The sequence below is a fragment of the Labilibaculum sp. K2S genome (genome assembly GCF_030372765.1).
GTDB lineage: Bacteria > Bacteroidota > Bacteroidia > Bacteroidales > Marinifilaceae > Labilibaculum.
In genome coordinates, this window is sequence record NZ_JAUCMW010000010.1 from 40,364 (window position 1) to 66,447 (window position 26,084).

The window sequence follows — 26,084 nt, forward strand, 5'->3', positions numbered from 1 at the left end:
TACATGCCTGTCACGCATGGGGTCGCGAGTTCGAGTCTCGTCCAGACCGCCAAAATAAGTAGAAGGCCTCCGATTCTTTTGAGTCGGAGGTTTTTTTTTATCTGACATCTTTTGAATATTTCTTAATTCTCAATGTTACAATTTCCGGAACAAATCAAAAATCTTCTACACCCTCTTAAATCCGACTATGTCCAAGTCACTTTCCAAACACCTACTAACGGATTCTAAACGAGATATTTTCAGAGATTAAAGATTCCAAACTCTTTTTTGTTGGTTTTTTTTTGCATTTTTAATAGGATAAATGCTCACAGCCTTTCTCAGAAGCTCTAATCCGAGAGAGTAGACAAATCTATTCTGGTCAGGAAAGTCACCCACAACATCCTCTAATGGTTGAATTGGCTCATTATGGATCGGGTGGATTTTTTACAATTGATTTGAAAGAAAAAACAAAGCCAATCAATTTATGGAGACAGTGCAAAAAGCCTAGATTGGTTATTTAGCAGTGAGTCTGGGTTCATGCAAAACCCTCTTTAACTCACAAGGAAACAGCACCTTATCGGATATTCCGAAAGATGAAAGGATAAAAACGGGCTTGACAGATAGTTTGGTGAGAATTTCGATTGAATTGGATGATGATGTTGACCGAACTTATCGGAAAATAAAGAAATGTTTAAAAGAAATCCGGCCACAGGCATAAATCCAGTCAATAAAATGCATAGATTACCAAATAACTAAAAAATATAGATTATGCAACAAGAAATATTTCATAGGCTATGGAAGGAATACACCAGACAAAACCCTTCCGCCCAAGCTATACATGATTTATTCATTAAGGAAAATGAACAAGTCGTTAATGATCATGTAGCATTTCGAACCTTCGATGATCCAAGAATGAATATTCAGGTTCTTGCGAAGAGATTTATAAAAGCAGGCTACGAGTTCAAAGGAGAATATATGTTCGAAGATAAGCACTTAAATGCTGTTCATTTGGAACACCCAAGCGAAGAAAATGCACCAAGAGTATTTATATCAGAATTAATCCTTTCTGAGTTTTCAGAAGATTTTCAGAAAACTGTAAAAAAGAGACTTAATTCGGTGGGTTTTGCCTATTATGCAGATCCTGAAGTAATTCACAAAGGAAGTGTATGGGGAAAACCATCTTATGCCGACTATCAATTGCTTCGAAAAGAATCGGAATATGCAGCATGGCTTTACGTTCACGGATTTAGAGTGAATCATTTCACGGTTAGCATCAACGCACTTCAAAAATACAACAGCATCGAGAAAGTAAATCAATTTATTAAAGACAATGGTTTTGAAATGAACACCTCGGGAGGTGAAATTAAAGGCATGCCTGAAAAACTATTGCAACAGTCTTCTACCCTTTCGGAAATCATCAAAGTTGAATTTGTGGAAGGGGTATACGAGATACCGGCCTGTTTTTATGAATTTGCGATTCGTTATCCTGATGAAAATGGAAAACTTTTCTCTGGTTTTATTGCCGCCAATGCCAATAAGATTTTTGACAGCAGTAATTTCAGAGAGAAATAAATTAAAATAGTACCACAATGTATCAGCCCGCCAAACAAATCTGTTTGAGCGGGCTTTTTTGCTTTTCATCATTCCTCTTTGTCCTGTAAACTTTTATCTTTACCTCCTCTAACTTAAACCCGCAACGTGAAAAATACATCAACACTATTCCTTCTAATTGCATTGCTTTTTTCGGCGTGCACCACAAGCACAAAACAATCAGGCATTGAAACAGGCGTAGCCAAAACAATGGCAGTATACCGAAAAGCGAATATCTCCAATCTGGAATATCAGCTGAATTTTGATATCCCTGAGGATCGTACCAAGACAATTCAGGGAAACAATAAAATCAGTTTTGAACTGCAATCAACCGATCAGGATCTTCAAATTGATTTTCGTGAAGATGCCAGCCGACTCCATCAAATAATCTGCAATGGAAAAGCTTCAGGCTACCGTTTTGAATCAGAGCATTTAATTATCCCGAAAGGGGAATTGATAAAAGGAACAAACCAAATTGAAATTGAATTTACTGCCGGAAACAGCTCCTTAAATCGCAACGATGAGTTTCTGTACACCTTGTTTGTGCCGGACAGAGCGAGAACAGCATTCCCATGCTTCGATCAGCCAAATTTAAAAGCCAAATTTCAATTGGAATTAAGTGTGCCTAAAAGCTGGAAGGCAATAGCCAATGGTAAAATTGAATCAGTAAAAGAAGACGCAGACAAAAGCTATTATAAATTTCTTACCACGAAAGAGCTGCCAACCTACCTGTTCTCTTTTGCCACCGGTAAATTCGAAACCATAACGCGCGAGCACAATGGTCATCAACACACCATGTATCACCGCGAAACCGATCCCGAAAAATTGGCCGGTAATACCGATGAAATCTTTCGTTTGTTGTTTCAATCGCTCGATTGGCTAGAAGAATATACCGATATTCCCTACCCTTTTGGAAAGTATGATATTGTGGTGATTCCATCCTTTCAATATGGCGGCATGGAGCACACGGGAGCGACACTGTACAATGCTTCCAAATTATTTTTGGATAAAAATGCAAGCAAAAACGACAGATTGTACCGGGCAAATTTAATTGCCCACGAAACAGCTCACATGTGGTTTGGCGATTTAGTGACTATGAAATGGTTCGATCAGGTTTGGCTGAAAGAGGTTTTTGCCAATTTCCTTGCCGATAAAATTACCAACCCAAGCTTTCCGGATATGAACCATGCACTGAAATTTAAGATGGCACATTTCCCGGGGTCCTATGCTGTTGATCGCACAAGCGGAGCCAATGCAATTAATCAGGTATTACCCAACCTAAAGGATGCCGGATCGGTTTACGGAAGCATTATTTATCACAAATCGTCCATTGTAATGGATATGCTGGAACGGATTACGGGTGAAGAAGAACTGCAAAAAGGCTTGCAAACCTATCTAAAAAAATATGCCTACGGCAATGCCAGTTGGGAAGATTTGATTGCAATTTTGGACGAAACCACTTCGAGTGATTTAAAACAATGGAGCAAAGTTTGGGTTGACAAGGCCGGAAGACCTGCAATAACATCATCAATTTCAAGTGAAAATGGTCTGATTACTGATTTGACAATCACGCAAAGTGATGCCAAAGGAAATGCCGGAGACTGGAATCAGGATTTAAACATTCTTTTAGGCTATAAAGAAACAAGTGAAGTAGTATCTGTGAAATTTGATCAGGCACAGCTTTCAATTCCCGAAGTAAAAGGCAAAAAAATACCCGACTACATCATCCCAAACGGAAAAGGAAATGCCTATGGTTTTTTTAAACTAGATGCTAAAACCAAGCACTTCCTTCTTGAAAACATGCACAAAATTAAAGATGATTTGGTGCGTGGTGTGGCGTGGATCAACCTGTATGAGAATCTTTGTGAAGGAGAAGTAAACGGAAAAGAATTTGTGCTTGCCGCCGAAAAGCAATTGGCAAAGGAGAAAAACGCTTTGATTTTGGAGCGCATGCTATCATATATGCAATCGGCCTATTGGCTTCATGTAAGTGCCGAAGAAAGGTTACAAATTGGAAAACATTTGGAAAACAGCCTTTGGGTTCAATTGAACGGAGAAAAGGATATGAGTAAGAAATCGAGCTTATTCAGTACATTTAGCAGTATTGCAGAAAGCAAAGCGCGTTTGGAACAACTATTTACAGCTTGGAAAGATGAAACTGAAATTGACGGATTCAGTCTTTCGGAAACCAAGGCAACTGATTTAGCAACTAATTTGTCCATAAAAATGCCTGAAAAAGCAGAAGAGCTTGTTGCCACACAAATCGAACGAATTAAAAATCCTGATCGTAAAAAACGCTTGCAATTTGCAGCTCCTGCACTGTCGGCCAATCAGCAAATTCGCGAAGAATTCTTTGCCAGTCTGCGCAAAACCGAAAACAGAGAAATTGAGCGCTGGGTTTTAGATGGTTTAAGGTATCTGAATCATCCACTGCGGGAAAAGGAAGCTTTAACCTACTTGCCTCAGGCTCTGGAATTACTGGAAGAGATTCAGGTTACCGGAGATATTTTCTTTCCTGCCAATTGGCTAAGTGCCAGCTATAGTGGACTTCAATCAAAAGAAGCAGGAGATATTACCCGTCGGTTTTTGGCTGAACGTCCTGATTATCCTGAGAATTTGAAATTGAAGATCCTTCAGGCTACAGATTTGGTGCTGAGGAAGAAATAAGATTCAAGGGACAAGTATTAGGTACTCAGCATTAATAATCAAAAGATTGAACCTCTTTTTAAAATATAATGATGGTGCTCCCTAACGGGAGTGCCATTTTTTTATTTATAATTATCTACTGCATCTCCTAAGCCCTTCTCCTAAAGTGGATGGGAGAACCTCAGAATTTAGATTATAAGATTCTCCCTTTGTAGAGGAGATGCCGACAAGCGAAAGGGTGTTGGTTCTTGAAATTATCTTCTTCTAAAACTTAAAACTTCTGTACCACCAATATTCCTGCGAAGATGAGTAAAACTCCTAAAATACGTCCCCAGTTAATGGGTTGAACAGGCACACCAAACATGCCAAAATGATCCAAAACCAGTGAAAAAACCAACTGACCGGCTACAATTAAACCAAAGCTTAAGGCTGCCCCCAGTCGTGGAATCAGAAAAATAACTGAGCCAACAAATATAGAACCCATCATTCCGCCTACCCATGCATATATAGGAGCTTCCTTTGCAGCCAGTAATAAGTTATTTGGAGTACGGGTGCCCAAAATCACCAGTAAAAGCACAAAACCACCCACCATAAAATTTACCAAAGCAGCCATAAGAGGCGCTTTTAAAAATACACCTAACTTTGCATTTATACTCGCCTGAACTGGCAACAGGCAACCTACAGCAAGAGCCAACAACATCAAAAAATATCTCATATAAATCGTAAATTTGAAAACAAAAATAGGAATTTAAAGTTCTCGGAGACCTATAGGTAAGCAATAAAAAAAATCTTCTGCACTTTCACTGTTCCATACCTAAAAATTGGACACAACATTTTACCAAGCTTGTTCTCCAACTAAAAACAATTACACAAAAACAGAGACACTACGCATATAAGCCATCTTTTTGTTTGGTGAGCTTATTCCCCTGATATTTTCGTCATTTTTTTACTTGGTAAACTTATTTCCCTAAGGTTTTCGTCATTTTTTTTACTTGGAAAACTTACTTCCCTGAGATTTTCGTCATCTTTTTACTTGGTAAACTTATTTCCCTGAGGTTTTCGACAATTTTTTACTTGGTAAACTTATTCCCCTGAGGTTTTCGTCATTTTTTTTACTTGGTAAACTTACTTCCCTGAGATTTTCGTCATCTTTTTACTTGGTAAACTTATTTCCCTGAGGTTTTCGTCATTTTTTTTACTTGGTAAACTTACTTCCCTGAGGTTTTCGTCATTTTTTTACTTGGTAAACTTATTTCCCTGAGATTTTCGACTATTTTTAATTGGACAAAAAAGCAATTTGCGTTTGACAGGCTTAGTTTTCGTAATTTTAATTACCAGTTTTATTATAGCTTGTGAGTAGTTAAACTATTCAAAATATGGAGCATAACACATTCTTTTAAAACTCTTTTTGAAAAAAGACAGCTTTACTGCTGTTAGCCCATCGGGATACGTCATTAGAAACATCTCAGGTGAAATACCATTTTTTCGCATTGGGAGTTGTTTGTAATCAATTGTGTTGAGTTTAAATCCGAGTCGTTCGTAAAAAGCGATTCGCCGCTTACTGGTATCACAATTGGGCAGTTCCACCTCTAATAGTATAGCTTCACTAGTCTGCGAAAGAAACTGCTCAACAATGCATTTACCATATCCTTTGCCCCTGTATTCAATCGGTGTGGCCAAATGTTCAATATACCTCAGTCCAGCAAATTGCCACCATAATATAAAACCCACAAAAACTCCATCAACAGTCGCAATATCAAAATGATAATTTGCATTCTTCATGATCTGCTGCTGCAATTCAAGCTCTCTGCGTTCTTCTTCTGGAAATGCATCCTCATACAATTCCCAGGCTTGTAAAAAGCCAATTGTATTCGTTGGTGTTAGTCTGGTTCTTTTCACTGTGGCTGTTAGTTAATATGGTTCTTAATTTACGGGAATGTACTTGATGGTAAAATAGAATGTTGATCCTTTGTTTACATCCGATTCCACCCAAATTTTACCACCCAGCAAATCGACGAATTCTTTGGAAATAGCCAGGCCTAATCCTGTTCCGCCATAATTTGACATCACAAAATCACTTGCCTGCATAAACCGGTCAAAAATTCTGGTTTGCATCTCTTCCGGTATACCAATACCACTATCAGTTACATAAAAAACGATATCTCCGTCAATCAGCCGATATCCAAACTCAATACTACCTTCATGAATAAATTTAAAAGCATTGTTCAGTAAATTAGTTAAAATCTGAATTATTTTAGTTTTATCAGTAAATACAACCGATTCCTGATCGGATAATGCTTGATGGAGCTGAATTGATAAATGGCGGGAGAATGCCTGTTTTTCGTAAATAATCAATAAATCTGATAAAAGCTGATTAATATTGATTGATTCCAGATAAACCTTATCCTGCTTTGTTTGTAAGGTAGAAATGGTAAGAATATCGTTTACGATTGAAAGAAGCTGATTTGCATTTTCAATTATTATGGAGGTGAATTTTTTGCGTTTTTCAGGTAATAAATCCGAATTGTTGAGTAATTCCGAAAACCCAACAATGGAATTCATGGGGGTTCGAATTTCATGAGACATATTTTGTAAAAAAGCTGTTTTTAAGTGAGCACTTTCTTCTGCCTTCTTCTTAGCTTCCAGCAGCTTTTCTTCATATTCTTTGCGCACCGTAAAATCGCGAAGAACTGCTACAAAAACGTTTAAACCATTCCAAAAAGTATTATTAATAGAAATCTGAACAGGTATTTCTTTTCTAGTTTTATTTTGTAAAACAATCCATTCTATTGTTTGCGTGTTGTTATTTCTTACTTTGTTCCAAATATCAGACAGAATCTCGATATTGTTTTGGGCTGCAGATATATCCATTACCGTTAAATTATCACCCAATTCAGCATTCAACAATAATTCAGCAGGCTTGTTTAAAAATAAAATCTTACCCGAAATATCATGAATGATTATTCCATCGCTGGTGCTGTTAATAATGGCATCCAGATTCTTCCGCGAAGCTTCCAGCTCTTCAATTTTATTTTGCAGCTCTGGATAATAACTTTTCCTAAGTGAGTTCTCACCCAGTCCTATTATTTTATTTCGGTCGTTAATCCATTTATCTTCCATATTATAAAGCTTCTTTATAAACAACTTCCAAATCTTTTTTTACCGGAGGTCGCGGATTTGTTGCATTACACGGATCTTTAATTGCTTTGCCTGACAAGACATAAATTATATCTAGAGTTACCCCCTTTTGCTGAAGAGTTTTATCAACACCTAATGTTTTGTTCATTTGAAAAAGGTAGTTCATCAATGATTTTTTATTTTCCTGATTATTACTTCCCACCGTTGGCAATTGAAGAGTTTCTGCAATTTTTTTGTATCTATCACAGGATACATCAAAATTATAGTTCACCACGTGTGGTAATAATATGGCATTGCACTCACCATGCGGTAAATCTAAATACCCACCCAAACTATGAGCCATTGAATGAATGCATCCCAAACTGGCATTTGAAAATGCCAATCCTGCATAAAGACTTGCCAACATTACTTTTCCTCTTGCCTGCAAATTGTTTGGTTCTTGTATTGAATACAGTAAATTTTTATCGAGCAGTCGGATTGCCTCTAGTGCATATAAATCGGTAAATGCTGAACTTGCATTAGATACAAAGGCCTCGAAGGCATGAGAAAGGGCATCCATTCCGGTACATGCGCTTAAATGCTTGTCCATACTTGTCAATACATAGGGATCAATCAGTGCCACATCGGGTACAGTTGCCTTACTAATAATGGCCATCTTATATTTCTCTTCGTAATTATTGATAATTGCGAATTGCGAGACATCGGCTGAGGTTCCTCCTGTGGTAGGAATACACACTAAGGGAGGCATGGGTTTGTATATTTTGTCTACTCCTTCAAAATCTCTGATATCTCCACCGTTGTTAGCAATGATTCCAATTCCTTTCGCACAATCGATAACACTCCCGCCCCCAATTGCCAGAATCATATTACACCCGTTTTGACTATACATTTGCGCCCCCTCCATTACTTCGTAATCTCTGGGATTAGGGGAAACATTGGAGAAAATCACATAGTCAATTTCAGCTTCCTTCAACTTATCTTCTGCCTCCAATAACCATGGTGCCTTTAAAATTATGTTGTCGGTAACTAACAGAACTTTCCGCCCGCCAAGCTTTTGACAATATAAACCTACGTAAACTCTTGAATCGAGTCCGAAAATATATTCCGGAGCTACAAATTTTCTAATTTCCAGTTGTATATCATCGAATTCTTTACTCATTACGTGCTTTTTTTAGGTTACCATTACGTATATTCTTCTCTGATAGAAAGTTTTTTAACCCGAGCTTCTTTAAAGATAGTAAATATGAACATATCCGCATTACTATTCACCCAATTAGCAGATACAAAAAAAGACCAAGCTAAGGAGCTTGGTCTTGAAATATACCTAAATTTTAATCGTTTAGTTCTTTGTGTCTTTAACGATAACATCATGAGCACCACCTTCGATAATACTTGTAGATGAAACCAAGGTAATTTTTGCTTCAGCCTGCAATGCAGCAATTGTTGCAACACCACAACTACACATAGTAGATTTAATTTTACCTGTGGTAATATCTAAATTGTCTTTCAATTTTCCTGCATAAGGAACGAAACTATCCACACCTTCTTCAAACTTAAGACTGTTCTTACCTCCCATATCATATCGCTGCCAGTTTCTTGCTCTGTTCGAACCTTCGCCCCAATATTCCTTCACGTAGTTGCTGCCAATTAACAGTTTTCTGGTTGGACTCTCATCAAAACGGGCAAAATATCTTCCCATCATCATAAAATCAGCTCCCATTGCCAAAGCAAGTGTCATGTGATAATCCATCACAATTCCACCATCGGAACAAATAGGAATATACTCACCGGTCTTCTTAAAATATTCATCGCGCGCTTCGGCCACTTCAATTAAAGCTGTTGCCTGACCTCTGCCAATTCCTTTTTGCTCACGGGTAATGCAAATAGATCCGCCACCTACTCCAACTTTAATAAAATCGGCGCCAGCCTCGGCTAAATATAAAAAACCAGCTTTATCAACCACGTTTCCTGCTCCAACAGCTACCTTACCCTTATAATGTTCCTTTATATATTCTATAGTAATTTTCTGCCATTCCGAAAATCCATCCGATGAATCGATACACAAAACATCAACACCAGCTTCAACCAAGGCAGGTACGCGCTCTTCGTAATCACGGGTATTAATACCAGCACCTACAATTAGTCTTTTATGATCATCCAGCAATTCATTCGGGTACTCTTTGTGATTATCGTAGTCTTTTCTAAAAACAAAGTATTTCAGGTTTTGTTTTTTATCGATAACAGGCAAAGTATTTAACTTGTGATCCCAGATAATATCATTTGCCTCAGTCAAACTAATTCCATACTCACCAACAGCAAGATTCTCTATAGGAGTCATGAACTCTTTCACCTTTTTATCCAAACTATCCTTACTTAATCGATAATCGCGGCCAGTAACAATCCCTAAAAATTTTCCGTTTGCCGATCCATCACTGGTTACCCCGATCGTTGAAAATCCAGTTTCTTCTTTTAAAGCAATTACATCCTGTAAAGTTTGCTCAGGCATAATATTAGCACGACTCTCTACAAAACCAGCTTTGTGTTTTTTTACTTTTTTAACCATTTTGGCCTGTTCCTCGATTGACTGAGAACCGAAAATGAACGATACACCACCCTCTTTTGCCAAGGCAATAGCCATTCCATCATCGGAAACAGATTGCATAATTGCGGATACAAAAGGTGTTTTCAGGTTGATTCTGGAAGATTCTCCTTTTTTAAATTTAACCAATGGAGTCATCAAGCTAACTTTGTCGGGTGTGCAATCGACCGCAGTTAGTCCTGGAATAATTAAATACTCACTAAAGGTTCTCGAAACGTCATTAATAATCGTAGCCATAGTTGTTCTATTCAATGGTTGTTCAAATAAAAAATTTTACGAAGGTATAAAAACATCCTGTCTCTATTAAATCAAACAAGCTTAAAAATTAAAACAATCTGATTTGACCACAAACAACAGCCCCTCACCAATCGAAATAAATACCTGCCTAACAAAGGCTTAGTAAAACAAACCTATTCCTTAAAGTACAAAATTGAAAATCAACAATATTCCCGAATACTTTTAAAAATACGTACAATTCTTCTGTTTTACGATTATTTAGCTGATACACTTAAAAATGCCAACCCACTTTCAACGATACTTCTCCCTGAATCTTTTTGGTTTTGTATTCTGTAGTACCAACTGACACTTTTTCGTTATTTAACACATAGTGCACGGCAACCCATGGCTCAATGTAAAAGTTTTTATACAGTTTAAAGATATAACCACTTCCGGCGGTTGCTGCATAATCTTTAAAATCGTAAGCCTTGTTATCAATCTTCGAACTGATTGTTTTGTCCCACATTTCAAATCCGACACCTAACCACCATCCTTCAAAATTGTTGTTTTTGAAACAATCGAAAATCAAAGCTGTGGCTGTTGTTTTCAAATCTTTAAAATCATCATTCCCTATTAATTGATCGGGCATCTGAAAACCTGCAATTACACCGCGAACCCGAAATTTCCTGTATCCATACCACAATTGAGCCGAATACCCCAGATTACCGGTTGTGGCACTCATAATTGGAGGAAGCAGATCGATGGCAATACCTACAGTTTGTTTGGTTGTTATACTATCGGTTTGGGAAGCGAAGTTTGATTTGCTGCAAGTTGATTCAACTGTTTTCAATTGTGCTGAAACTGTTGTGGATAAAGCTATTATTACCACAAAAAAAAAGAATTTCTTTTTCATCTTTTACATATGTTTTCATTTGTAAGATGAAACTCCCAAATTACACTCATACTCCTGTGTGTAAGACTTTTTACATGGTCGTTTCATATCATAAAGTGTTAAAGTTTACGATACAAATATCGGCATATAAGGAAGTGAGATTCCTCCGCAATTGTTACCAAATTAATTTACTGAAAAAACTCTTTGCGAATTCGGCTTAACGACTTTGGTGCAATACCCAAATAATTGGCAATATGGTATTGCGACACCTTTTGAAAGATTTCAGGATGATTGCACAATAAGCTTTCATATCGCTCCTTTGCCGAAAGCACCTGCAAATCGATACTCTGCTGAGCAATCTTCACAAATGATTGTTCCATTAAGATTCGGCCCAGGCGCTCCAATTTTGGAATTTTTGTATATAGTTTGGATAAATCCTGCTGTTTAATCACTACCAATTCAGAGTTTTCGATGGCCTTGATATTGATTAAGGACGGTAAATTACTCAAACGGCTTTCGTTAATCGTTACCCAATCGCCCTCGAATGCAAAATCTGTTGTCAGCTCATTGCCATTAATCATGGATTTGAAATAAATCAACACTCCAAAATTGACAAACCCGATAAAATCACACACCTTCCCTTCCTGTAAAAAGAGTTCATTTTTATTGATGGCTCTTACTTCCAGATAATCAGAGAATATCAATAATTCCTCATCTGTTAACGAAACAATTGAGTCGATGCTGTTTTTTATTCTACTTAGCTGATCCATAAACTACTTCTTAGGAATTTTTTCTCTTACTGCCTCAATAATCATCCGGGCAACTTTCTCTGATCCATAATACGAGCTATCAATAGTCAAATGATAATTGTTTGCGTTGTTCCAATTTTTACCCGTAAAATGGTTGCAATAGTTAGCTCGCCCGCGATCTGCCTTTTCTAATAATTGATCTGTTACCCGAGCATCCAAGTCATATTCCTCAACAATTTTATTTTTTCGGTATTCATTGCCTGCATGTATAAATACAGTAAAACAATCGGGATGATCCTTCAACACAAAGTTGGCGCATCGCCCAACAATAACACAAGATTCTTTTTCACATAGTTCACGAATTATTTTGCTTTGCACTAAAAACAGCGCATCAAGCGGAGGCTGTTGTTCATTTAAATAAGCATAGTTCTGTTCATAAAGATCATACAACAGAGAATGAGCCAGTTTCTGTTCGTGCTCCTCAATATATTGAGTTGTGAACCCACTTTGCTCAGTAGTTAATTGAATTAACTCTTTATCGTAAAAAGAAAATCCCAGTTCTTTTGCAATCATCTGTCCAATCTCATGTCCTCCGCTGCCATATTCCCGGGATATGGTAATAATTAATTTTTTATTTGGTACTTGAACAGGAGTTACAGACTTTTCTTTCTCTTGTGGCTTATTTCCCAGCCAAACATCGAAAAACGGTAGTTTACGACTGTATAGTCGTGCCAAATAACCAACCAACAAAGCTGCAACAATAGTTCCTTCCCTCACTCCCTGCAAATGGTGAATCAATGCAAAAGAACTTAATATTCCTACAATAACCATTGAACTGTCAACCCAAATTTTAGCTTTGCCAAACTCCTTATTCCAGGTTTCAGCTATGCCCATTGCTAAACCTTCTCCAGGCAAATAGGTGATGCCCGCTTTTACTTCCAGAAATACACCAAATGCAATCACTACACAACTGAGCAAACACAACAATCCCTGCCAGGCGTATCCGGTTAATGTAAGATCTGAAACTAAATAAAGGGTGAAATCAGTAAAAAAACCAAATACAAATACGACAGGAAGTTGTATTAACTGAAACAAACGATATTTTCGACGCAATAAGAGAATCTGCAATAGGATCAGAAAAACGTTGAAAATAATAGTTACCTCCCCCATTGTCAGCGGATACCTTAAACTGTAAATGTATGGGATACATGAAATAGGTGAGACTCCCAGATTTGCTTTTACTGATAAAGCTACCCCAAAAGCCATTATGAAAAGCCCGGAAACAAAAGCCAAAATTCGTTGTGTAATATTATTCATTCTCATTTACTATAATAGCTAAAATTACTTGATAATAAGTTCAAAATTACTAATTATACACTATCCGGCATCCCAATAAACCATTGTTTCTAAACACATATTGGAACTTTTAATTTACAAAACAACAGCGCCTCTATATTAACATCATAATAAATGCAGAAAGTTATTCTTACATTGGGAATTTGACAAAAATGTTTGATTTTGATTTGAATCAAACAATAGAAATAAATAACTCCTCTGCACGAAAGGATATTTATACCGGAAAAAATATCTCATACAAGAATGATACGAATAAAGTATTGTATGTTTCAGAGTCATCTAATTTTGCCCCCCGTCCTATTTTTTCGTAAATTGATGTAAACCGCTCACATGCAAAGAATAACAATTCTTTTAGTCCTGCTCACCAATAAAGTTGCGGATATCATTTTTCACTACAAATAAAACCATATGCCATGAATTTCTTCTTAGTAAGCAGTATTGCCCTTATCTTTTTCCTGCTGGCCGGAATCCGTGTAATTTTCGAGTACAAAAGAGCCTTGAAATTCCGTTTCGGAAAGTACATCAAAATATTGCAGCCTGGTTTCAGGTGGATCATTCCTATTGTCGAAACCATTAGTATTGTCGACATTCGGGTGATCACCATCAATATCGACTCGCAGGAAGTGATGACGGAAGATAATGTGCCTTGCAGTATTGATGGCGTTGTGTTTTTCCAAATCAACGATCCCGAAAAGGCAATTCTGGAAGTGGAAGAATACAATTTTGCCATCACACAGTTGGCACAGGCTGCCCTGCGCGATGTTTGTGGTAAGGTGGAACTGGATACCATTTTATCGAAACGCGAAGAAATGGGCAAAAACATCAAAACCATTGTGGAAAAGGAAACCCAGGTATGGGGAATTGTAATTATCGATGTGAAAATTAAAGACATTCAGTTGCCCGAGAACATGAGACGAATGATGGCCAATCAGGCCGAAGCGGAACGTTCCCGAAGAGCACGGATTATTCTGGCAACTGCAGAAGAACAGGCCGCAGAAAGTTTGCTGGCAGCCGGCCTGCTCATCGATAAATCACCGTCAGCCATTAAGCTGCGTTTGTATCAAACTCTGGCAAATATAGCTTCGGAAAAGAATTCGACCATTCTGTTCCCATTCCCCGAAGAGGTATTGCCCCGGAGACCAAAAGAGGAGGATTAAAAACTGTTTATGCACGTATTACGGAACAGATCGACAAATAAAATCCTAAGAATTACGAATTTCCCTCGTATAGAATTGATTGCCGTAATCCTAACCGGCATCCTAAAATACATCCTGATGGACTGGCTGCAGATGCGGGCCATTTACATTGCCGGCATCTGCATTTTTTGGGGTGCTTATATTCTCTTTCGATATTCAACCAATAGAGATGTTCTGAGCCACTGGGGATTTACCAGAAATAATTTTAAACGCTCAATGGCCTTTCTGCTTCCTCTTGTTGCGGTTAGTATCTCGGTTTCCCTGATTTATGCTTACTTCAATCATTCCCTGACATTTACCTGGCACATTCTGCCGATTATTTTCCTGTATCCCATTTGGGGAATTATTCAGCAATATTTAATGCTCGGACTGATTACCAATAATCTGATTTCATTGATAAAACCCAGCATTAATAAGTATGTTCTTATTTTTTTGATCTCAACACTTTTCGGTTTGGTGCACTATACCAATTACTTTTTAATGATTTTTACCTTTGCCATGGAAGCCGTATTTCTGCTGGCTTACTTTAAATGGAGAAACCTTTGGGCCATAGGCATTGCCCATGGATGGATCGGGAGCTTTTTACTGTATTTTGTAATCATGAGGGATCTTTGGAACGAACTGTTCGCATGGTTTTAAATGTGAAAGAATCTTTTTAAATCGACACCTCTTTTCAATCGATAATGAACATAGAAGAGAAGTGCTGAAATAGGGATCATGGATATTGCCACAATTATGCTCCATCTGATCTGAAACTGATGAACGAAATAGAGCGAAACAAAACCATCAACACAGATTGAGAAGAGACCAATTGCCAAAAAGATAATCGCCAAAATATTAAAGCCACGTTGTTTTGAAATACGTATCAACCAAATTACAAGCAATAACAAAAGATAAAATGACAACAGAATGGGAATACCCAGTTTGATTCCCCAACCAACATTGGTGCTAAACAAATCCAATAAAATAAGAAGAACCGAAGTTGAAACCAGACTTCCAAGCACTATTATCAGCATTCGATGCCGCCAAAAGGTAAAGACACTGATGTTGGCAAGTACCGCCAAAGAGGCCACAGTACTGTAACTTGACCAGGTAATGCTTTTGTTCAAAAAAAGATTCAACGTAACCGTAACCAAGATTCCAGAAAAGAGAATGATGTTTGATAACTCCCAGAATAATTTACGTCGCTGCGCTTTGGTCAGTTTATCAAAGTCATCAATGATCCTATCCTTTTCGAGCTTTTGCTGCGATGTGGAAAATTCGTCTGCTCCCGATTTTTCTCCAATAGATAAACCACACAACGGACAAAAATTCATATTGACATCCAGTTGTACTCCGCATTTATTACAGTAATTCATCTCGCTGTTCATGATATGTATTTAAAATTTTAACCTTCACATTTTGCTCAACAAGAAATCGCAGAAACCGACGTTCAAACTCCTTTGAATTGCTTATGTTGCCAAAACTCAAAACCAGTTTGTCCTTGTATCCAATCACTCCGCAATTGATCTTCACTTTTTTATTGGGTGGCGGCGGTGTTATCACAAAATAGTTTATTTGATCGGCTATGGCATCGGGTACTTTCGTATTTCCCAAATTAGTTACCACTCCACTAAATTGATTGGCTCCTTCGGCATAATACTTAGCATGCAAAACAAGACTCTTTAACAGAATGGGGATACTTCTCACAAAAACATTTCGTTCGCCGCCAACATTACGCGATATAATTTTACTGATGAGCTTTTCATCCGTCTCCAGCTGCATTTTATGATGCACCAGGTTCACAATTTCATCGAAGGAGTAAAGCCCTAATCTAAAGTCCAGTTCCGGTAAAACAAAGAGGGAGAAATTTCGCATGGTTTTCGTTGGGTAGATGTTCCGCAAATTGATCGGAACCTGAATTCTAGCCAATTTACGACGAACTCCCTTTCCTTTGGCCTTACATTCATGAAAAATATCCTGAAGCACCAAAAGATAAACAGCCACCAGAAAGATGGTAATACTAACCGATTTTTCGCTTGCTCTCTCCTTCAATTCTTTGGTTGAAATCATTGCCAAAAGCACATCAAAACGGGGCTTGGAATTCAAATCAAAAGGCAAATGAAAAGCTTTTGGCTGATGGATTACATGAGGTATTTTCTCTTTGAAGTATCGGTTGTAAGCATCTTCGAATTCTTCGGGACTGGCTTTGCTTGTATAAAATGGATCTATTTGCTCCTTAGGAATCATTCCTTTTTCATTAAAATAATAAATCAGAATGGCTTTCATAAATTGCAGCAAACCAGATCCATCAGTAAGAATATGAGAAAATTCGACACAGATTTCATTGTTACGAACCAAAATACGAAAGAGATGTTTGTTTGAATCCTTCCTATCGAATGCCTGACAGAGCAGCCCCTTATCACTTGTTACTTTAACGGGATCATCAATCTGCTCCAGATAATACCAGAAAAATCCTTTCCGAAGGCTTACTTTAAAATAAGGAAATCTTTTTTCAGCCAGTTCAATCGCCGAAAAAAGGTGTTTAATGGCAACCCGCTCGTTAAGAACTGCGGTAATTCGTGCAACTGTAGAATGTTCTTTTGAGCGTATGGCTGGAAATATTTTTGCTGCATTGTCAAGAGGTGCCCAAAAACTTAATTTTTTATCCATTACAACAGTAAGTTTTTAACGAAAATCCTTCTTTATCCCTTGCAAGTTACGGAAAAAAAGACGCTTCCATTGGTTAATTTCATAACTTGCAGGATATTCACGCATAACAGTCCAGGCACAAAGGCAAATCCATTAACTCTAAATTGAAATACAGCTTAAAATTGAGAGATCGTATTTCTTTGGAAGTTACAACTCTCTATCTTAACCTTTCACCCCTTATACTTTGTGACTGAGACACTTTACCATTACAATCTATGAAAGCACTCCTAATTATTTTTTCGAGTACCTGGAAATTCGCAGCAACCTTTCCCGTTGCGGTCTATATTTTTCAGATGTCGTTTTATGAAACCATCTTGTACACAAATATCGGTGGATTCATTGGCATCCTGATCTCTACTCTGGTTTCGAAAGGTTTAATCAAACTATTTAATGCTTATGGCTCAGATCTGTTCAAATCAAAAAAGAAAATCCGAAAAAAATTCAGCAAACGAAACAGACGTTTAGTCTTTTTAAAAGACAAGTACGGATTGGCAGGTATTGCGATCCTTACCCCAGTACTTTTGTCGATTCCTATTGGTGTTTTTTTAAACACCAAATATTACGGGCATCGGAAAATCAGCTATCTGTATTTACTCATTTCTCAAATTGTATGGTCGTTTGCCTATACCTTATTTTTTACCGCAATAAAATTCAGTATTTAAGAGCTAGAAACCAGCGGGCTAATCTTTATTTCCGCGAGACAAGCCTGCACAAAAAAAGGCCCAGTAAACGATCCAGAGCCATTAACTAATTCTGATTTACTCTTACAATAAACTTTATGAAACGTCAATGCCAAAGTGATTTTGACACACAGGGGGTAATTATTCCAGCATGGTAAGTTCCATATGGCAAATCAAAAACAAATTATAATCATATGAAAGTAAGATGTTTACTAGTTGATGATGAAGATCTTGCTCTTGATGTGATGGAGGCATATATCAAGAGAATTGACTATTTGCAATTGGAAGGAAGATGCAAAAGTGCAGTTGAGGCTTTATCTGTTTTAAACAGCAAAAAAATTGATTTGCTTTTTCTTGACATTCAGATGCCGGGATTAACAGGAATTCAATTGCTGCGAAATATTTCCAATCCTCCAACAGTGATATTCACCACCGCCTATTCCGAATATGCCTTGGAAAGTTATGATCTGGAAGCCTTGGATTATTTAATCAAACCAATTCCTTTCGAACGTTTTATAAAAGCTGTAAACAGATATTTCAAGCTCAAGAAACACGATTATCAGATTCCCGAAAAAAAGGAACAAAGCAGCACCGATCAGGCATTTATATTCGTAAAATCCGAAAAGAAAATGGTGAAAGTTTTCTTGAATGAAATACTTTACATTGAGAGCCTGCGGAACTATGTAAGTATTTATCTGGAAAACGGACAGGAAATTGTGACTCTTAACACCATTAGTAATATTGAAGAAAAACTACCCGAAACAAATTTCCTAAGAATACACAGATCATTTGTTATTGCGATCGACAAAATTGAAAGTTTCACTTCAAGCCTTGTTCAAGTCGAACAAAAATACATCCCAATTGGCCGAAATTACAAAAGTATGGTTATGGATGTACTCAACCAAAACAGCATCAACTAACGAATTTGCTTTGGATTTTCACACGGCATTTCCTGAAAGATGTGGACACATTAAAATTAAATAAAAACAATTACACAAAAATTGAGACACTACCCCGCCAAACTTTTTTTTGATTATCTAAATTGCGCCAGCCTGTCTCCAAACAATTTTTTGATTGCCTGGCTCACGCCAGATGATCTCCAAACTTTTTTTTGACTACCTAGCTCGTGCCAGATGACCGCCAAACAATTTTTTGACTACCTGGCTCGTGCCAGATGATCGCCAAACTTTTTTTTGACTACCTGGCTCGTGCCAGATGACCACCAAACTTTTTTTTGACTGCATGGCTTGCGCCAGATGATCGCCAAACTTTTTTTGATTGCCCAGATCACCATAGAAAGTCTCTATATTATAACTGAATGAGATACTGCTATAAAAACCACATTAAATTGAAAAAGCCGTTCATAAGAACGGCTTTTCGCTGGGGTATCTGGTTTCCGAAACATCGAAATATTGCTGAATAAGTATGCCAGCCAAATCGTTTATAGGAGACAAGGGCCCCATGGGTATCGGTAAAGGTTTTGAAGTATCAAAACCATCTTGTGCACTACTTAATAAACTCGCAAAATCGAGAAAATGACCTAAAGAATTACCATTTTACAGGTACAGCAATCCTTTCTCCTAAACCACTCTTTGTGCTAGAGTCCAATAAACGAATAGAAATGCTGTCATTTTTTTGTTCAAATAATCCTATCCCATAATTTCTTCCTAGTGGAATATTATTATATATATATACTCAATTCTCATAAAAGATTTCACTTTAAAAATTTAGGTAAGAACCTCCCAAACAACAACATAAGCAAAGTGTAAAACACAATAAAACCTGGCAATATGATCGTAAACAATCCATATACTCTTGATTCCGATTCCGACTCCCAAATGGATATATTTTCCCATCCGCATAAATGTAATATCGTTTTTGATATTTCTCTATCAAACATTAAATATCCATCAATCGATTCCATTCCAAAAAAGCTAATTCCAGCAAACAATAGGATTGCTAATATGCGGTAAAGAAATTTAGCTCCATATTTCTTTATTGAAAAAAATAAAACCATTACCAAAACGAAAAAAATCAAAAGGTGCGTAATATTCATATACTTCCATTGTCGAAAATAGAGATTAATATATGCAACAATACTTAAGCTAATTATTTCGCAAAAAAGAATAAGAGCTAGGTACTTGAGTATTTTTTTCATAAATAAATGTTTACCATTCTACAGGCACAGTAATTCTTCCGTTTAAATTATCTCCTGCTCTAGGATTCCTAAAGTCTATCCTAATAGAGTCACCACTAACTATTTGATCAAATATTTCTTTGTAATTGCATTTAAAATCATCTAAATTACCAACAAGTAATGTATCCTGTTTAAGTGCTATCATTTTTTTAATATCCTCTGAGAAATACTTTTGAAAAGTTTGAGAAGAATCCAATCTATGCCATGTTTTAAAAACAAATACCTCTTCTTCATATGGATATATATGCTTAAACTTAGTATTTGATATTCTCTTTAACTTTTTCTCTTGCTCTCGGAACAAGGTTATCCCGAACCTCCGTCTGAAAGGTTCATATTCATAATCGATAGAAGTAAAAGATCTTCTCCTTAAAGAATTATTCTTGATTTTAAGTTTAAGAGGAAGGTTAATTCTAAAAATTTTCTTGTACTTAGAACTCATTCTTAAAACGACAGGATAATCTACCCTTTTCTGTTCTATCACAATAGCTTCCTTGGTATCTTTGCATGAATTTAAAAGAATCATTAAAATACTAACAACTATTATTATTTTAAATTTACTCATCTATAAATATGTTCAATTACACAACAATTCCTTTTCCTTACTTATTAGTCATTAAGACTTCAACTCCTTTTGTTTATGTCCTTGACGAATACTTCGTTTTATAAACAAAGTTACAATCCAAAAAAACAGATACACAGCCAAAGACCAATAAAAACACTCTCAGATTCTTAGTTATAAATTTATATTGTTTTTTATTTTAACGAATTCCTCTTTATGACTAGAATTTTCCAATATCGCTATTATCGCATCCTCTTTTCTTTTTCAGAAAGTTCACCAAACCATCTCTCATATCATAATTCAAAAAGCAATCCATTTATAGAACTGCTTTTAATCTTCATAAAGTAATTATTAACGATCTCTAAAATTAGTCCACTTTTGCACGCCATCTTTTAAATTGGCATCAATGGCAATTACCTGACCTGTAACATTCACTAGATACAATACTCCATCTCCTATTACTATATTTGATGTTACATGAGAATAAGTATCAAACTCCCACAACATTTTCCCGTTTTTAAGGTTTATGGCTCGTAATTTTCCTTGCTCTGTACTTATGTAAAGATTCTTTTCATCTGATCCAATAGGTTTGTTAATAGGCACATTAAGCGTCTCATTATTTGGGAATTCATACGTCCATTTTGGCTTGTCTAATTTCTTACCTGCAAGAGATATTCCTTTTTGTCCCATTCTTTTTTTCACATAACCTTTTTGTGTTAAAATTATATCAATCCAATTTCTATCATATTTCATAAATTCTTTAGATAGAATATTCCCATTTTCTATATTTAGTTTAAGAATACTATCATTACGATTTCTCACAACTATATTATCCCCACATGCAGTAACTGAATCGAAATATTCCTCTTTATACTTCCAGATAATTTTTTTAGAATTAATAGAAATGCATAATAAAGTATCTTTGCTTTTACCTATTAAAAAATCATTCTGAGTCATCAACAAATAAAACGGCATACTGCTTTTATATTCCCACTTTTTTTCTCCTGATGCAGCATCTAAGCCAACGGTAGTCGAATCTTTTGATAGAAAAAGAAAATCCTTCTGTTTATTATACTTACTCGTTCGAATGTTATACTCTTCAGTAGTCCAGACCAATTTCCCTGTTCTTTTACAAATACCTTTAAAAGCTCTATAGTCAGTAAGAATGATATTGGATTTTGTATTCAACATTTCTCCATTTGATCTATTTTTATACTTTTCAACCCAGTATTTCTCTCCCGTTTTTCCATTGAAACAAATAATTGTATCTCGTTTTGAAACAAACATAGTGTCGTTTGATAATACAAGGTTAGATGATTCTGTTCTTCCGCTCAAATTAAAATGTCCTACATACCTTTCATTATTTGAGAAAACCCAACGCGCTTCATTAACTTTTTCAACATGAAGAACTCTTGCTCTCAAATTGTAATGAGATTTAATTAACTTAAGCATAGTATTAGAATTCTCCTGACTTTTAGCCGGAAGTAACGATACACAAAATAGAATAGTCACTACTAAATAAAATCTTCTCGTTGTATTTGATAAAGTATTCATATTATAACTCCAACTTTTTATTTTACTCATGATAATAATAATTTAATTTTGGTATCGAGTACAACACACTTCCGATAATTCCCGATCTTCATATAAAAAGTAATTCACATATTTTGGTTCAAATCCAAAAACATCCCCTGCTACACTTGTATCAAGAATTCTAATACTCGTAGGAACAATCTTTTTATTTGAAAACAAAATATGTTCTTCTTTTTTATAATGAAGAAATAATCTACAAAATTGAGGCGTTTCAAACTTACCATCATCATCAACATCACATAAATCAGACCAAGAGATTCCACAAGAATTATAAATTACTTCAAACATATCTTCTTCAAATCGATCCCAATGATCATTACCAATAGCCAATAAAGCGCTAACCCCAAAACCGGCCGAAGCACTTATCAAAGTTCCAGCTGCCGTTAACATGTTATCCATCATCTTTTCTGGTTCATAAGCACTTTCCAATGAGATTAATGAGTCTACATATCCTAGAGTATTAACATTTTTAAATGCAAACTTCATGAATTTTTTTGCATAACCACTCTTTCTTACCAAATCTTTAACGGCTTTCGTATTTGTTCCTATAAATGATTTTAATTCCTTATTTGATTGATACATTCTCTTTAAAACAGCATCAGTCGTACCGTTCGTTACTCTTTTATTTACAAGGAATAATTCTATTCCTTTTGTATTCCCAGTAGTTCTATATTTCATCAGCTGTTGAAGCTCTTTATTGCTTGCACCCAATGAGTTTGCAATTGCTTTGAATTTTTTACCACTCAATTCTTTGCTTTTAAAGAAATCTTCGGCATGCTCTAAAGTAAAGGCACTAATATTTTGAGCTTTGGTTTGAAAGTAAGATTCTACATAATCTGAGGTCAATCCCAAAATTTCGGCACCATTACTTAGCTTCTTCATTTCTTTGGTCAGAATCTGTTCTGCAATAGCTGTTGGATTTGCTATTTCTTTTTCTGTCCAGCCTCCTTGTTCAAGAATGATTAATATTTCATCTTCATTTTTCAAAAACTCCAATTTCTGAAGATGTTTAAACACGGTAGCGACAATAAATCGGGCTTCGGCTTCAATCCCCACAATTACATCGCCCAATACATCTCTAAGCACTTTTGAACAATACTTTGTATCCGCAAATTCATTTAAAGAATCCTCAGGTTTATAATGAAATATTCCCAATGCCTGAATAAAATTATCTAATGGTGATCCTTTACCCAATCTTATCTGCTCACTTATTATATAATTTATAATCTCCAATAAGCCACCACCTTGAACCTGATCACTTTCGGTAATTTCTTTTTCCTCAATACTTAATTTATTCGCAGGAAAATCGTTTAGCCAGATAGTTGTAACTCCCTTCATAACCTATTGTTTTTTTGTTTTTAACTTTGACTTTAATTTGATTTTCATTTCGTTGGATTTTATTGCAATATTCTCCAACTTATTATCAACAAGTTCATTTCCTTGGTATTCAATTATTCTGTTTGGAAAATTTAAATTGGAAGAAAATGATTTCCCTACGGCATTTTGACTTTTAACACATAAAATAAATTCACCATGGTCAAGCCAATTGTTCCAAATTACACCATCTAAACTTTCATAATACATTTCTGTTATTACAGGTTGTGATTCTTCTTGCTCCTCTTCATCTTCAGTACTCACTGGCACAGCCGTAGGCTCCACATTCTGCCTGCTTAAATCGCTTACCTTCCAGTTTTTTTCAACCATGGTTTGTCCGTCTTGAACGATGATGGCTGGTGAGAGTTTAAGGACGCTTACCATTGGATCCTTGCCTTCGCTGTGAAAATAATCGTGATGTGCAATACAAAGAGTATCGTGCAGCTCGATGGTTCGGCTTTTGGATGCAAGAGTAACCGGTGAGAACACCAATTTCACATACTTCATATCCAAATTGCTGGCTCCCCAAGCATACAAATGTGTATTTTTAGGACTTTCTACCTCTATATTGAACAAACCACCTAAGGGTTGTGTGGAAGCGGTGCCATTGGTATTGATTTTTTGGTCGAAACCAAAATCTAATCGTCGTATGTTGTAAACCAGATCGTCAACATACATTTTTGCTACTATACTCATTTTATGTTTCGCTTAATTGTAAAAGTATAATAACTTCTCCCGTAAAAACTAAGCTGGAGAAGCGAACTCTTTTGTTAATTATTAGTAAGAGGTAGTAAAGATAATAAAAATAAATTATGTGCATTTAACAGGTGCGAATTATCGTTAATCACTTTCATCGCAAAACAGAATGAACCGCCACAAACACATCATTACAAATAGCTTACAGCCTAATAAATATTTAAGGATTACGATTTCCTACACCGAACCGCTACAACAAAGACTGATTTCACAACAAACATCCCGACAAATTAAAGACTGTAAAGCTATTGAATGAATGGTATAAAACACAAAAAGCCGTTCATAAGAACGGCTTTTCGCTGGGGTATCTGGTTTCCGAAACATCGGAAATCGGTCTTGCTTATTTGATACCGATTATTAAATTGTATATCGGCACTACTCAATTATATCTTTTATAAAACTACTGTGCAGTATACACTTTGTATTCCCAAGCTTTAAGGGACATTTTCTCTTCTGCTGTAAACCTGGCTTCTTCATTGCTAAAGTAGTCTTTATAGTCTCCCGCTAATGCTTCCGATGAAAGTGTAAATTCCTGATCTTGGTCAGTCAAATTCAATACCACTAGTACTTTATCGCCTTCTGCCTCACGAACAAATGCGTAAACCTCTTCGTTCTTATCGGAAGGAATTCGAACAATCTCACCTCCTTTAATTCCGTTCTGCAATGCCTTATTATTGCTTTTTAAGCTAAGTAATTGCTTGTAAAAAGGCTCCAATGTTTTGTTACTCCAGTCAATCGTATCTTTCTCAAAGAATTTTAATCTCTTTGCCATTCCTGCTTCCTGTCCGCCATAGATCAATGGCATTCCAGGCATTGTAAAAGTCAATACGGCAAAAGTATTTCCAGCCTCTCCCATTCTTTCCTTAACGGTACCATTCCATGAGTTCTCATCATGGTTGGTAATAAAGTTCATGATGTATGAATCTGCTGGGAAAACGGTATCGATCTTTGCAAAAAAGGCGTCGATGTCGTTTGCATTCTTCTCTCCTTTTGCAATATCATTCATGATGTGATGGAAATCCCATCCATAGCCCATATCAAATGCATTCTCTAATAATTCGTGTCCGCCATCTTCAGCCAACATGAACACTGGCTTGATTGAATCCAGGTCTTTGCGTGCTTTCTCCCAAAAATCGGTAGGAACCATTCCTGCTACATCGCAGCGAAATCCGTCAACATCAGCATTCTCAATCCAATATTTTAAGGAACCGATCATGTACTCACGCATGTCGTTGTTATCGTAATTCAAGTCTGCAGTATCCGACCAATCGGTACCTTCCGGTATAATCATCTCTCCAGCTTCATTTTTGGTGTAATACTCAGGATGCTCAGTCATTAATACATTGTCCCAGCCAGTGTGATTGGCAACCCAGTCTAAAATAACATGCATTCCCATTTCGTGAGCTTTGTTTACCATGTTTTTCAAATCGTCCATTGTCCCAAATTCAGGATTCACCGCGCGATAATCTGCCACAGCATAGTAACTGCCCATGCTTCCTTTTCTATTTTTCTCTGATATAGGAAATACCGGCATCACCCAAAGAATATCCACACCCATTTCCTTTAAACGAGGCATGTGTTCAACAAAGGCATCGATGGTTCCCTCTGGCGTGTACTGACGAATGTTCACTTCGTAGATGTTTGCATTACGGGTCCATGCAAGAGGTTTTTCAACTTTTACGTCTTCAGCAACAGCTTTTGCCGCAGGTTTATTCTGACAAGCAACTAACATTCCTGTTAGAATGACCATAGCCAGAACAATCTGATTAAATTTTTTCATTTCAGTTATTTAAGATGATTAGTTTTAAAATTAACCACGAAGGGCTCAAAGGATATCACAAAGGCCCTCAAAGAAAACCTTGTGATACTTTGT

At 36.5% G+C, this 26,084-nt stretch carries 22 protein-coding genes; 7 read left to right on the forward strand and 15 right to left on the reverse strand.

Annotation, left to right across the window (positions count from 1 at the left end; genetic code table 11):
• The first annotated feature begins 502 nt into the window (after positions 1-502).
• The 3 genes from QUH73_RS20910 (at position 503) to QUH73_RS12525 (ending at position 4,236) form a co-directional block, all read left to right on the forward strand.
• Positions 503-697 carry a hypothetical protein gene (locus tag QUH73_RS20910; protein WP_442913416.1) on the forward strand — a complete coding sequence of 65 codons (195 nt, stop codon included), beginning with the start codon at positions 503-505 and terminating at the stop codon, positions 695-697.
• Between the two features lie 50 nt (positions 698-747).
• On the forward strand, positions 748-1,551 hold the full coding sequence (locus QUH73_RS12520; protein WP_289530779.1) for a DUF1338 domain-containing protein: 804 nt from the start codon (positions 748-750) through the stop codon (positions 1,549-1,551).
• 126 nt (positions 1,552-1,677) lie between these two features.
• Positions 1,678-4,236 carry a M1 family metallopeptidase gene (locus tag QUH73_RS12525; protein ID WP_289530780.1) on the forward strand — a complete coding sequence of 853 codons (2,559 nt, stop codon included), beginning with the start codon at positions 1,678-1,680 and terminating at the stop codon, positions 4,234-4,236.
• Positions 4,237-4,486: 250 nt separating this feature from the next.
• On the opposite strand, the gene QUH73_RS12530 is transcribed toward QUH73_RS12525, so the two are convergent.
• From QUH73_RS12530 to QUH73_RS12565, 8 genes are all read right to left on the reverse strand, one after another.
• A complete protein-coding gene (locus tag QUH73_RS12530) occupies positions 4,487-4,930 on the reverse strand; it encodes a DMT family transporter (RefSeq protein WP_289530781.1) in 444 nt (147 codons plus the stop codon).
• A 650-nt stretch (positions 4,931-5,580) separates the two neighbouring features.
• Positions 5,581-6,114: a GNAT family N-acetyltransferase gene (locus QUH73_RS12535; protein WP_289530782.1), complete on the reverse strand. Its 534-nt coding sequence runs from the start codon at positions 6,112-6,114 to the stop codon at positions 5,581-5,583.
• Between the two features lie 24 nt (positions 6,115-6,138).
• Positions 6,139-7,335, reverse strand: a complete 1,197-nt coding sequence (locus QUH73_RS12540; protein ID WP_289530783.1) for a PAS domain-containing sensor histidine kinase — start codon at positions 7,333-7,335, stop codon at positions 6,139-6,141.
• A gap of 1 nt (position 7,336) precedes the next feature.
• Complete coding sequence (gene ercA / locus QUH73_RS12545; protein WP_289530784.1) at positions 7,337-8,512, reverse strand: alcohol dehydrogenase-like regulatory protein ErcA; 1,176 nt, start codon at positions 8,510-8,512, stop codon at positions 7,337-7,339.
• A gap of 180 nt (positions 8,513-8,692) precedes the next feature.
• Positions 8,693-10,189, reverse strand: coding sequence for an IMP dehydrogenase (locus QUH73_RS12550; RefSeq protein ID WP_289530785.1), 1,497 nt, complete (start codon positions 10,187-10,189; stop codon positions 8,693-8,695).
• Between the two features lie 271 nt (positions 10,190-10,460).
• Positions 10,461-11,081, reverse strand: coding sequence for a hypothetical protein (locus QUH73_RS12555; protein ID WP_289530786.1), 621 nt, complete (start codon positions 11,079-11,081; stop codon positions 10,461-10,463).
• Between the two features lie 167 nt (positions 11,082-11,248).
• Positions 11,249-11,830: a Crp/Fnr family transcriptional regulator gene (locus QUH73_RS12560; RefSeq protein WP_289530787.1), complete on the reverse strand. Its 582-nt coding sequence runs from the start codon at positions 11,828-11,830 to the stop codon at positions 11,249-11,251.
• Positions 11,831-11,833: 3 nt separating this feature from the next.
• Positions 11,834-13,126, reverse strand: coding sequence for a cytidylate kinase family protein (locus QUH73_RS12565; RefSeq protein WP_289530788.1), 1,293 nt, complete (start codon positions 13,124-13,126; stop codon positions 11,834-11,836).
• A gap of 452 nt (positions 13,127-13,578) precedes the next feature.
• On the opposite strand from QUH73_RS12565, the gene QUH73_RS12570 reads away from it, so the two are divergent.
• Positions 13,579-14,322, forward strand: coding sequence for a slipin family protein (locus QUH73_RS12570; RefSeq protein WP_289530789.1), 744 nt, complete (start codon positions 13,579-13,581; stop codon positions 14,320-14,322).
• Between the two features lie 9 nt (positions 14,323-14,331).
• Positions 14,332-15,000 carry a CPBP family glutamic-type intramembrane protease gene (locus tag QUH73_RS12575; RefSeq protein WP_289530790.1) on the forward strand — a complete coding sequence of 223 codons (669 nt, stop codon included), beginning with the start codon at positions 14,332-14,334 and terminating at the stop codon, positions 14,998-15,000.
• Here the strand turns inward: QUH73_RS12575 and QUH73_RS12580 are convergent.
• Both QUH73_RS12580 and QUH73_RS12585 read right to left on the reverse strand, forming a co-directional pair.
• Entirely contained in the window at positions 14,997-15,731 is a 735-nt protein-coding gene (locus QUH73_RS12580) for a DUF6320 domain-containing protein (RefSeq protein ID WP_289530791.1), read from the reverse strand. The two genes, QUH73_RS12575 and QUH73_RS12580, sit on opposite strands and share 4 nt — an antisense overlap.
• Entirely contained in the window at positions 15,706-17,013 is a 1,308-nt protein-coding gene (locus tag QUH73_RS12585; protein WP_289530792.1) for a hypothetical protein, read from the reverse strand. The genes QUH73_RS12580 and QUH73_RS12585 overlap by 26 nt, the downstream gene beginning before the upstream one ends.
• A gap of 254 nt (positions 17,014-17,267) precedes the next feature.
• On the opposite strand from QUH73_RS12585, the gene QUH73_RS12590 reads away from it, so the two are divergent.
• The gene (locus QUH73_RS12590) at positions 17,268-17,714 is read left to right on the forward strand and encodes a hypothetical protein (protein WP_289530793.1); all 447 of its coding nucleotides are present in this window, start codon (positions 17,268-17,270) and stop codon (positions 17,712-17,714) included.
• A 212-nt stretch (positions 17,715-17,926) separates the two neighbouring features.
• Positions 17,927-18,652, forward strand: a complete 726-nt coding sequence (locus QUH73_RS12595; RefSeq protein WP_289530794.1) for a LytR/AlgR family response regulator transcription factor — start codon at positions 17,927-17,929, stop codon at positions 18,650-18,652.
• 1,248 nt (positions 18,653-19,900) lie between these two features.
• Here the strand turns inward: QUH73_RS12595 and QUH73_RS12600 are convergent.
• The 5 genes from QUH73_RS12600 to QUH73_RS12620 form a co-directional block, all read right to left on the reverse strand.
• Entirely contained in the window at positions 19,901-20,491 is a 591-nt protein-coding gene (locus tag QUH73_RS12600; RefSeq protein WP_289530795.1) for a hypothetical protein, read from the reverse strand.
• A gap of 348 nt (positions 20,492-20,839) precedes the next feature.
• Positions 20,840-22,072, reverse strand: coding sequence for an outer membrane protein assembly factor BamB family protein (locus QUH73_RS12605; protein ID WP_101310703.1), 1,233 nt, complete (start codon positions 22,070-22,072; stop codon positions 20,840-20,842).
• Positions 22,073-22,084: 12 nt separating this feature from the next.
• Positions 22,085-23,419: a hypothetical protein gene (locus QUH73_RS12610; protein ID WP_289530796.1), complete on the reverse strand. Its 1,335-nt coding sequence runs from the start codon at positions 23,417-23,419 to the stop codon at positions 22,085-22,087.
• Positions 23,420-23,422: 3 nt separating this feature from the next.
• Positions 23,423-24,151, reverse strand: coding sequence for a type VI secretion system tube protein TssD (gene tssD, locus QUH73_RS12615; RefSeq protein WP_289530797.1), 729 nt, complete (start codon positions 24,149-24,151; stop codon positions 23,423-23,425).
• 460 nt (positions 24,152-24,611) lie between these two features.
• Complete coding sequence (locus QUH73_RS12620; protein WP_289530798.1) at positions 24,612-25,991, reverse strand: alpha-amylase family glycosyl hydrolase; 1,380 nt, start codon at positions 25,989-25,991, stop codon at positions 24,612-24,614.
• Between the last annotated feature and the right edge of the window lie 93 nt (positions 25,992-26,084).

What these genes read in the sequence shown, in the direction of transcription:
- QUH73_RS12520 (WP_289530779.1), top strand. Translation starts at nt 748, where the DNA reads ATGCAACAAGAAATATTTCATAGGCTATGGAAGGAATACACCAGACAA.
- QUH73_RS12530 (WP_289530781.1), bottom strand. Translation starts at nt 4,930, where the DNA reads ATGAGATATTTTTTGATGTTGTTGGCTCTTGCTGTAGGTTGCCTGTTG.
- QUH73_RS12540 (WP_289530783.1), bottom strand. Translation starts at nt 7,335, where the DNA reads ATGGAAGATAAATGGATTAACGACCGAAATAAAATAATAGGACTGGGT.
- ercA (WP_289530784.1), bottom strand. Translation starts at nt 8,512, where the DNA reads ATGAGTAAAGAATTCGATGATATACAACTGGAAATTAGAAAATTTGTA.
- QUH73_RS12550 (WP_289530785.1), bottom strand. Translation starts at nt 10,189, where the DNA reads ATGGCTACGATTATTAATGACGTTTCGAGAACCTTTAGTGAGTATTTA.
- QUH73_RS12555 (WP_289530786.1), bottom strand. Translation starts at nt 11,081, where the DNA reads ATGAAAAAGAAATTCTTTTTTTTTGTGGTAATAATAGCTTTATCCACA.
- QUH73_RS12560 (WP_289530787.1), bottom strand. Translation starts at nt 11,830, where the DNA reads ATGGATCAGCTAAGTAGAATAAAAAACAGCATCGACTCAATTGTTTCG.
- QUH73_RS12565 (WP_289530788.1), bottom strand. Translation starts at nt 13,126, where the DNA reads ATGAATAATATTACACAACGAATTTTGGCTTTTGTTTCCGGGCTTTTC.
- QUH73_RS12570 (WP_289530789.1), top strand. Translation starts at nt 13,579, where the DNA reads ATGAATTTCTTCTTAGTAAGCAGTATTGCCCTTATCTTTTTCCTGCTG.
- QUH73_RS12575 (WP_289530790.1), top strand. Translation starts at nt 14,332, where the DNA reads ATGCACGTATTACGGAACAGATCGACAAATAAAATCCTAAGAATTACG.
- QUH73_RS12580 (WP_289530791.1), bottom strand. Translation starts at nt 15,731, where the DNA reads ATGAACAGCGAGATGAATTACTGTAATAAATGCGGAGTACAACTGGAT.
- QUH73_RS12585 (WP_289530792.1), bottom strand. Translation starts at nt 17,013, where the DNA reads ATGGATAAAAAATTAAGTTTTTGGGCACCTCTTGACAATGCAGCAAAA.
- QUH73_RS12590 (WP_289530793.1), top strand. Translation starts at nt 17,268, where the DNA reads ATGAAAGCACTCCTAATTATTTTTTCGAGTACCTGGAAATTCGCAGCA.
- QUH73_RS12595 (WP_289530794.1), top strand. Translation starts at nt 17,927, where the DNA reads ATGAAAGTAAGATGTTTACTAGTTGATGATGAAGATCTTGCTCTTGAT.
- QUH73_RS12600 (WP_289530795.1), bottom strand. Translation starts at nt 20,491, where the DNA reads ATGAGTAAATTTAAAATAATAATAGTTGTTAGTATTTTAATGATTCTT.
- QUH73_RS12605 (WP_101310703.1), bottom strand. Translation starts at nt 22,072, where the DNA reads ATGAGTAAAATAAAAAGTTGGAGTTATAATATGAATACTTTATCAAAT.
- QUH73_RS12610 (WP_289530796.1), bottom strand. Translation starts at nt 23,419, where the DNA reads ATGAAGGGAGTTACAACTATCTGGCTAAACGATTTTCCTGCGAATAAA.
- tssD (WP_289530797.1), bottom strand. Translation starts at nt 24,151, where the DNA reads ATGAGTATAGTAGCAAAAATGTATGTTGACGATCTGGTTTACAACATA.
- QUH73_RS12620 (WP_289530798.1), bottom strand. Translation starts at nt 25,991, where the DNA reads ATGAAAAAATTTAATCAGATTGTTCTGGCTATGGTCATTCTAACAGGA.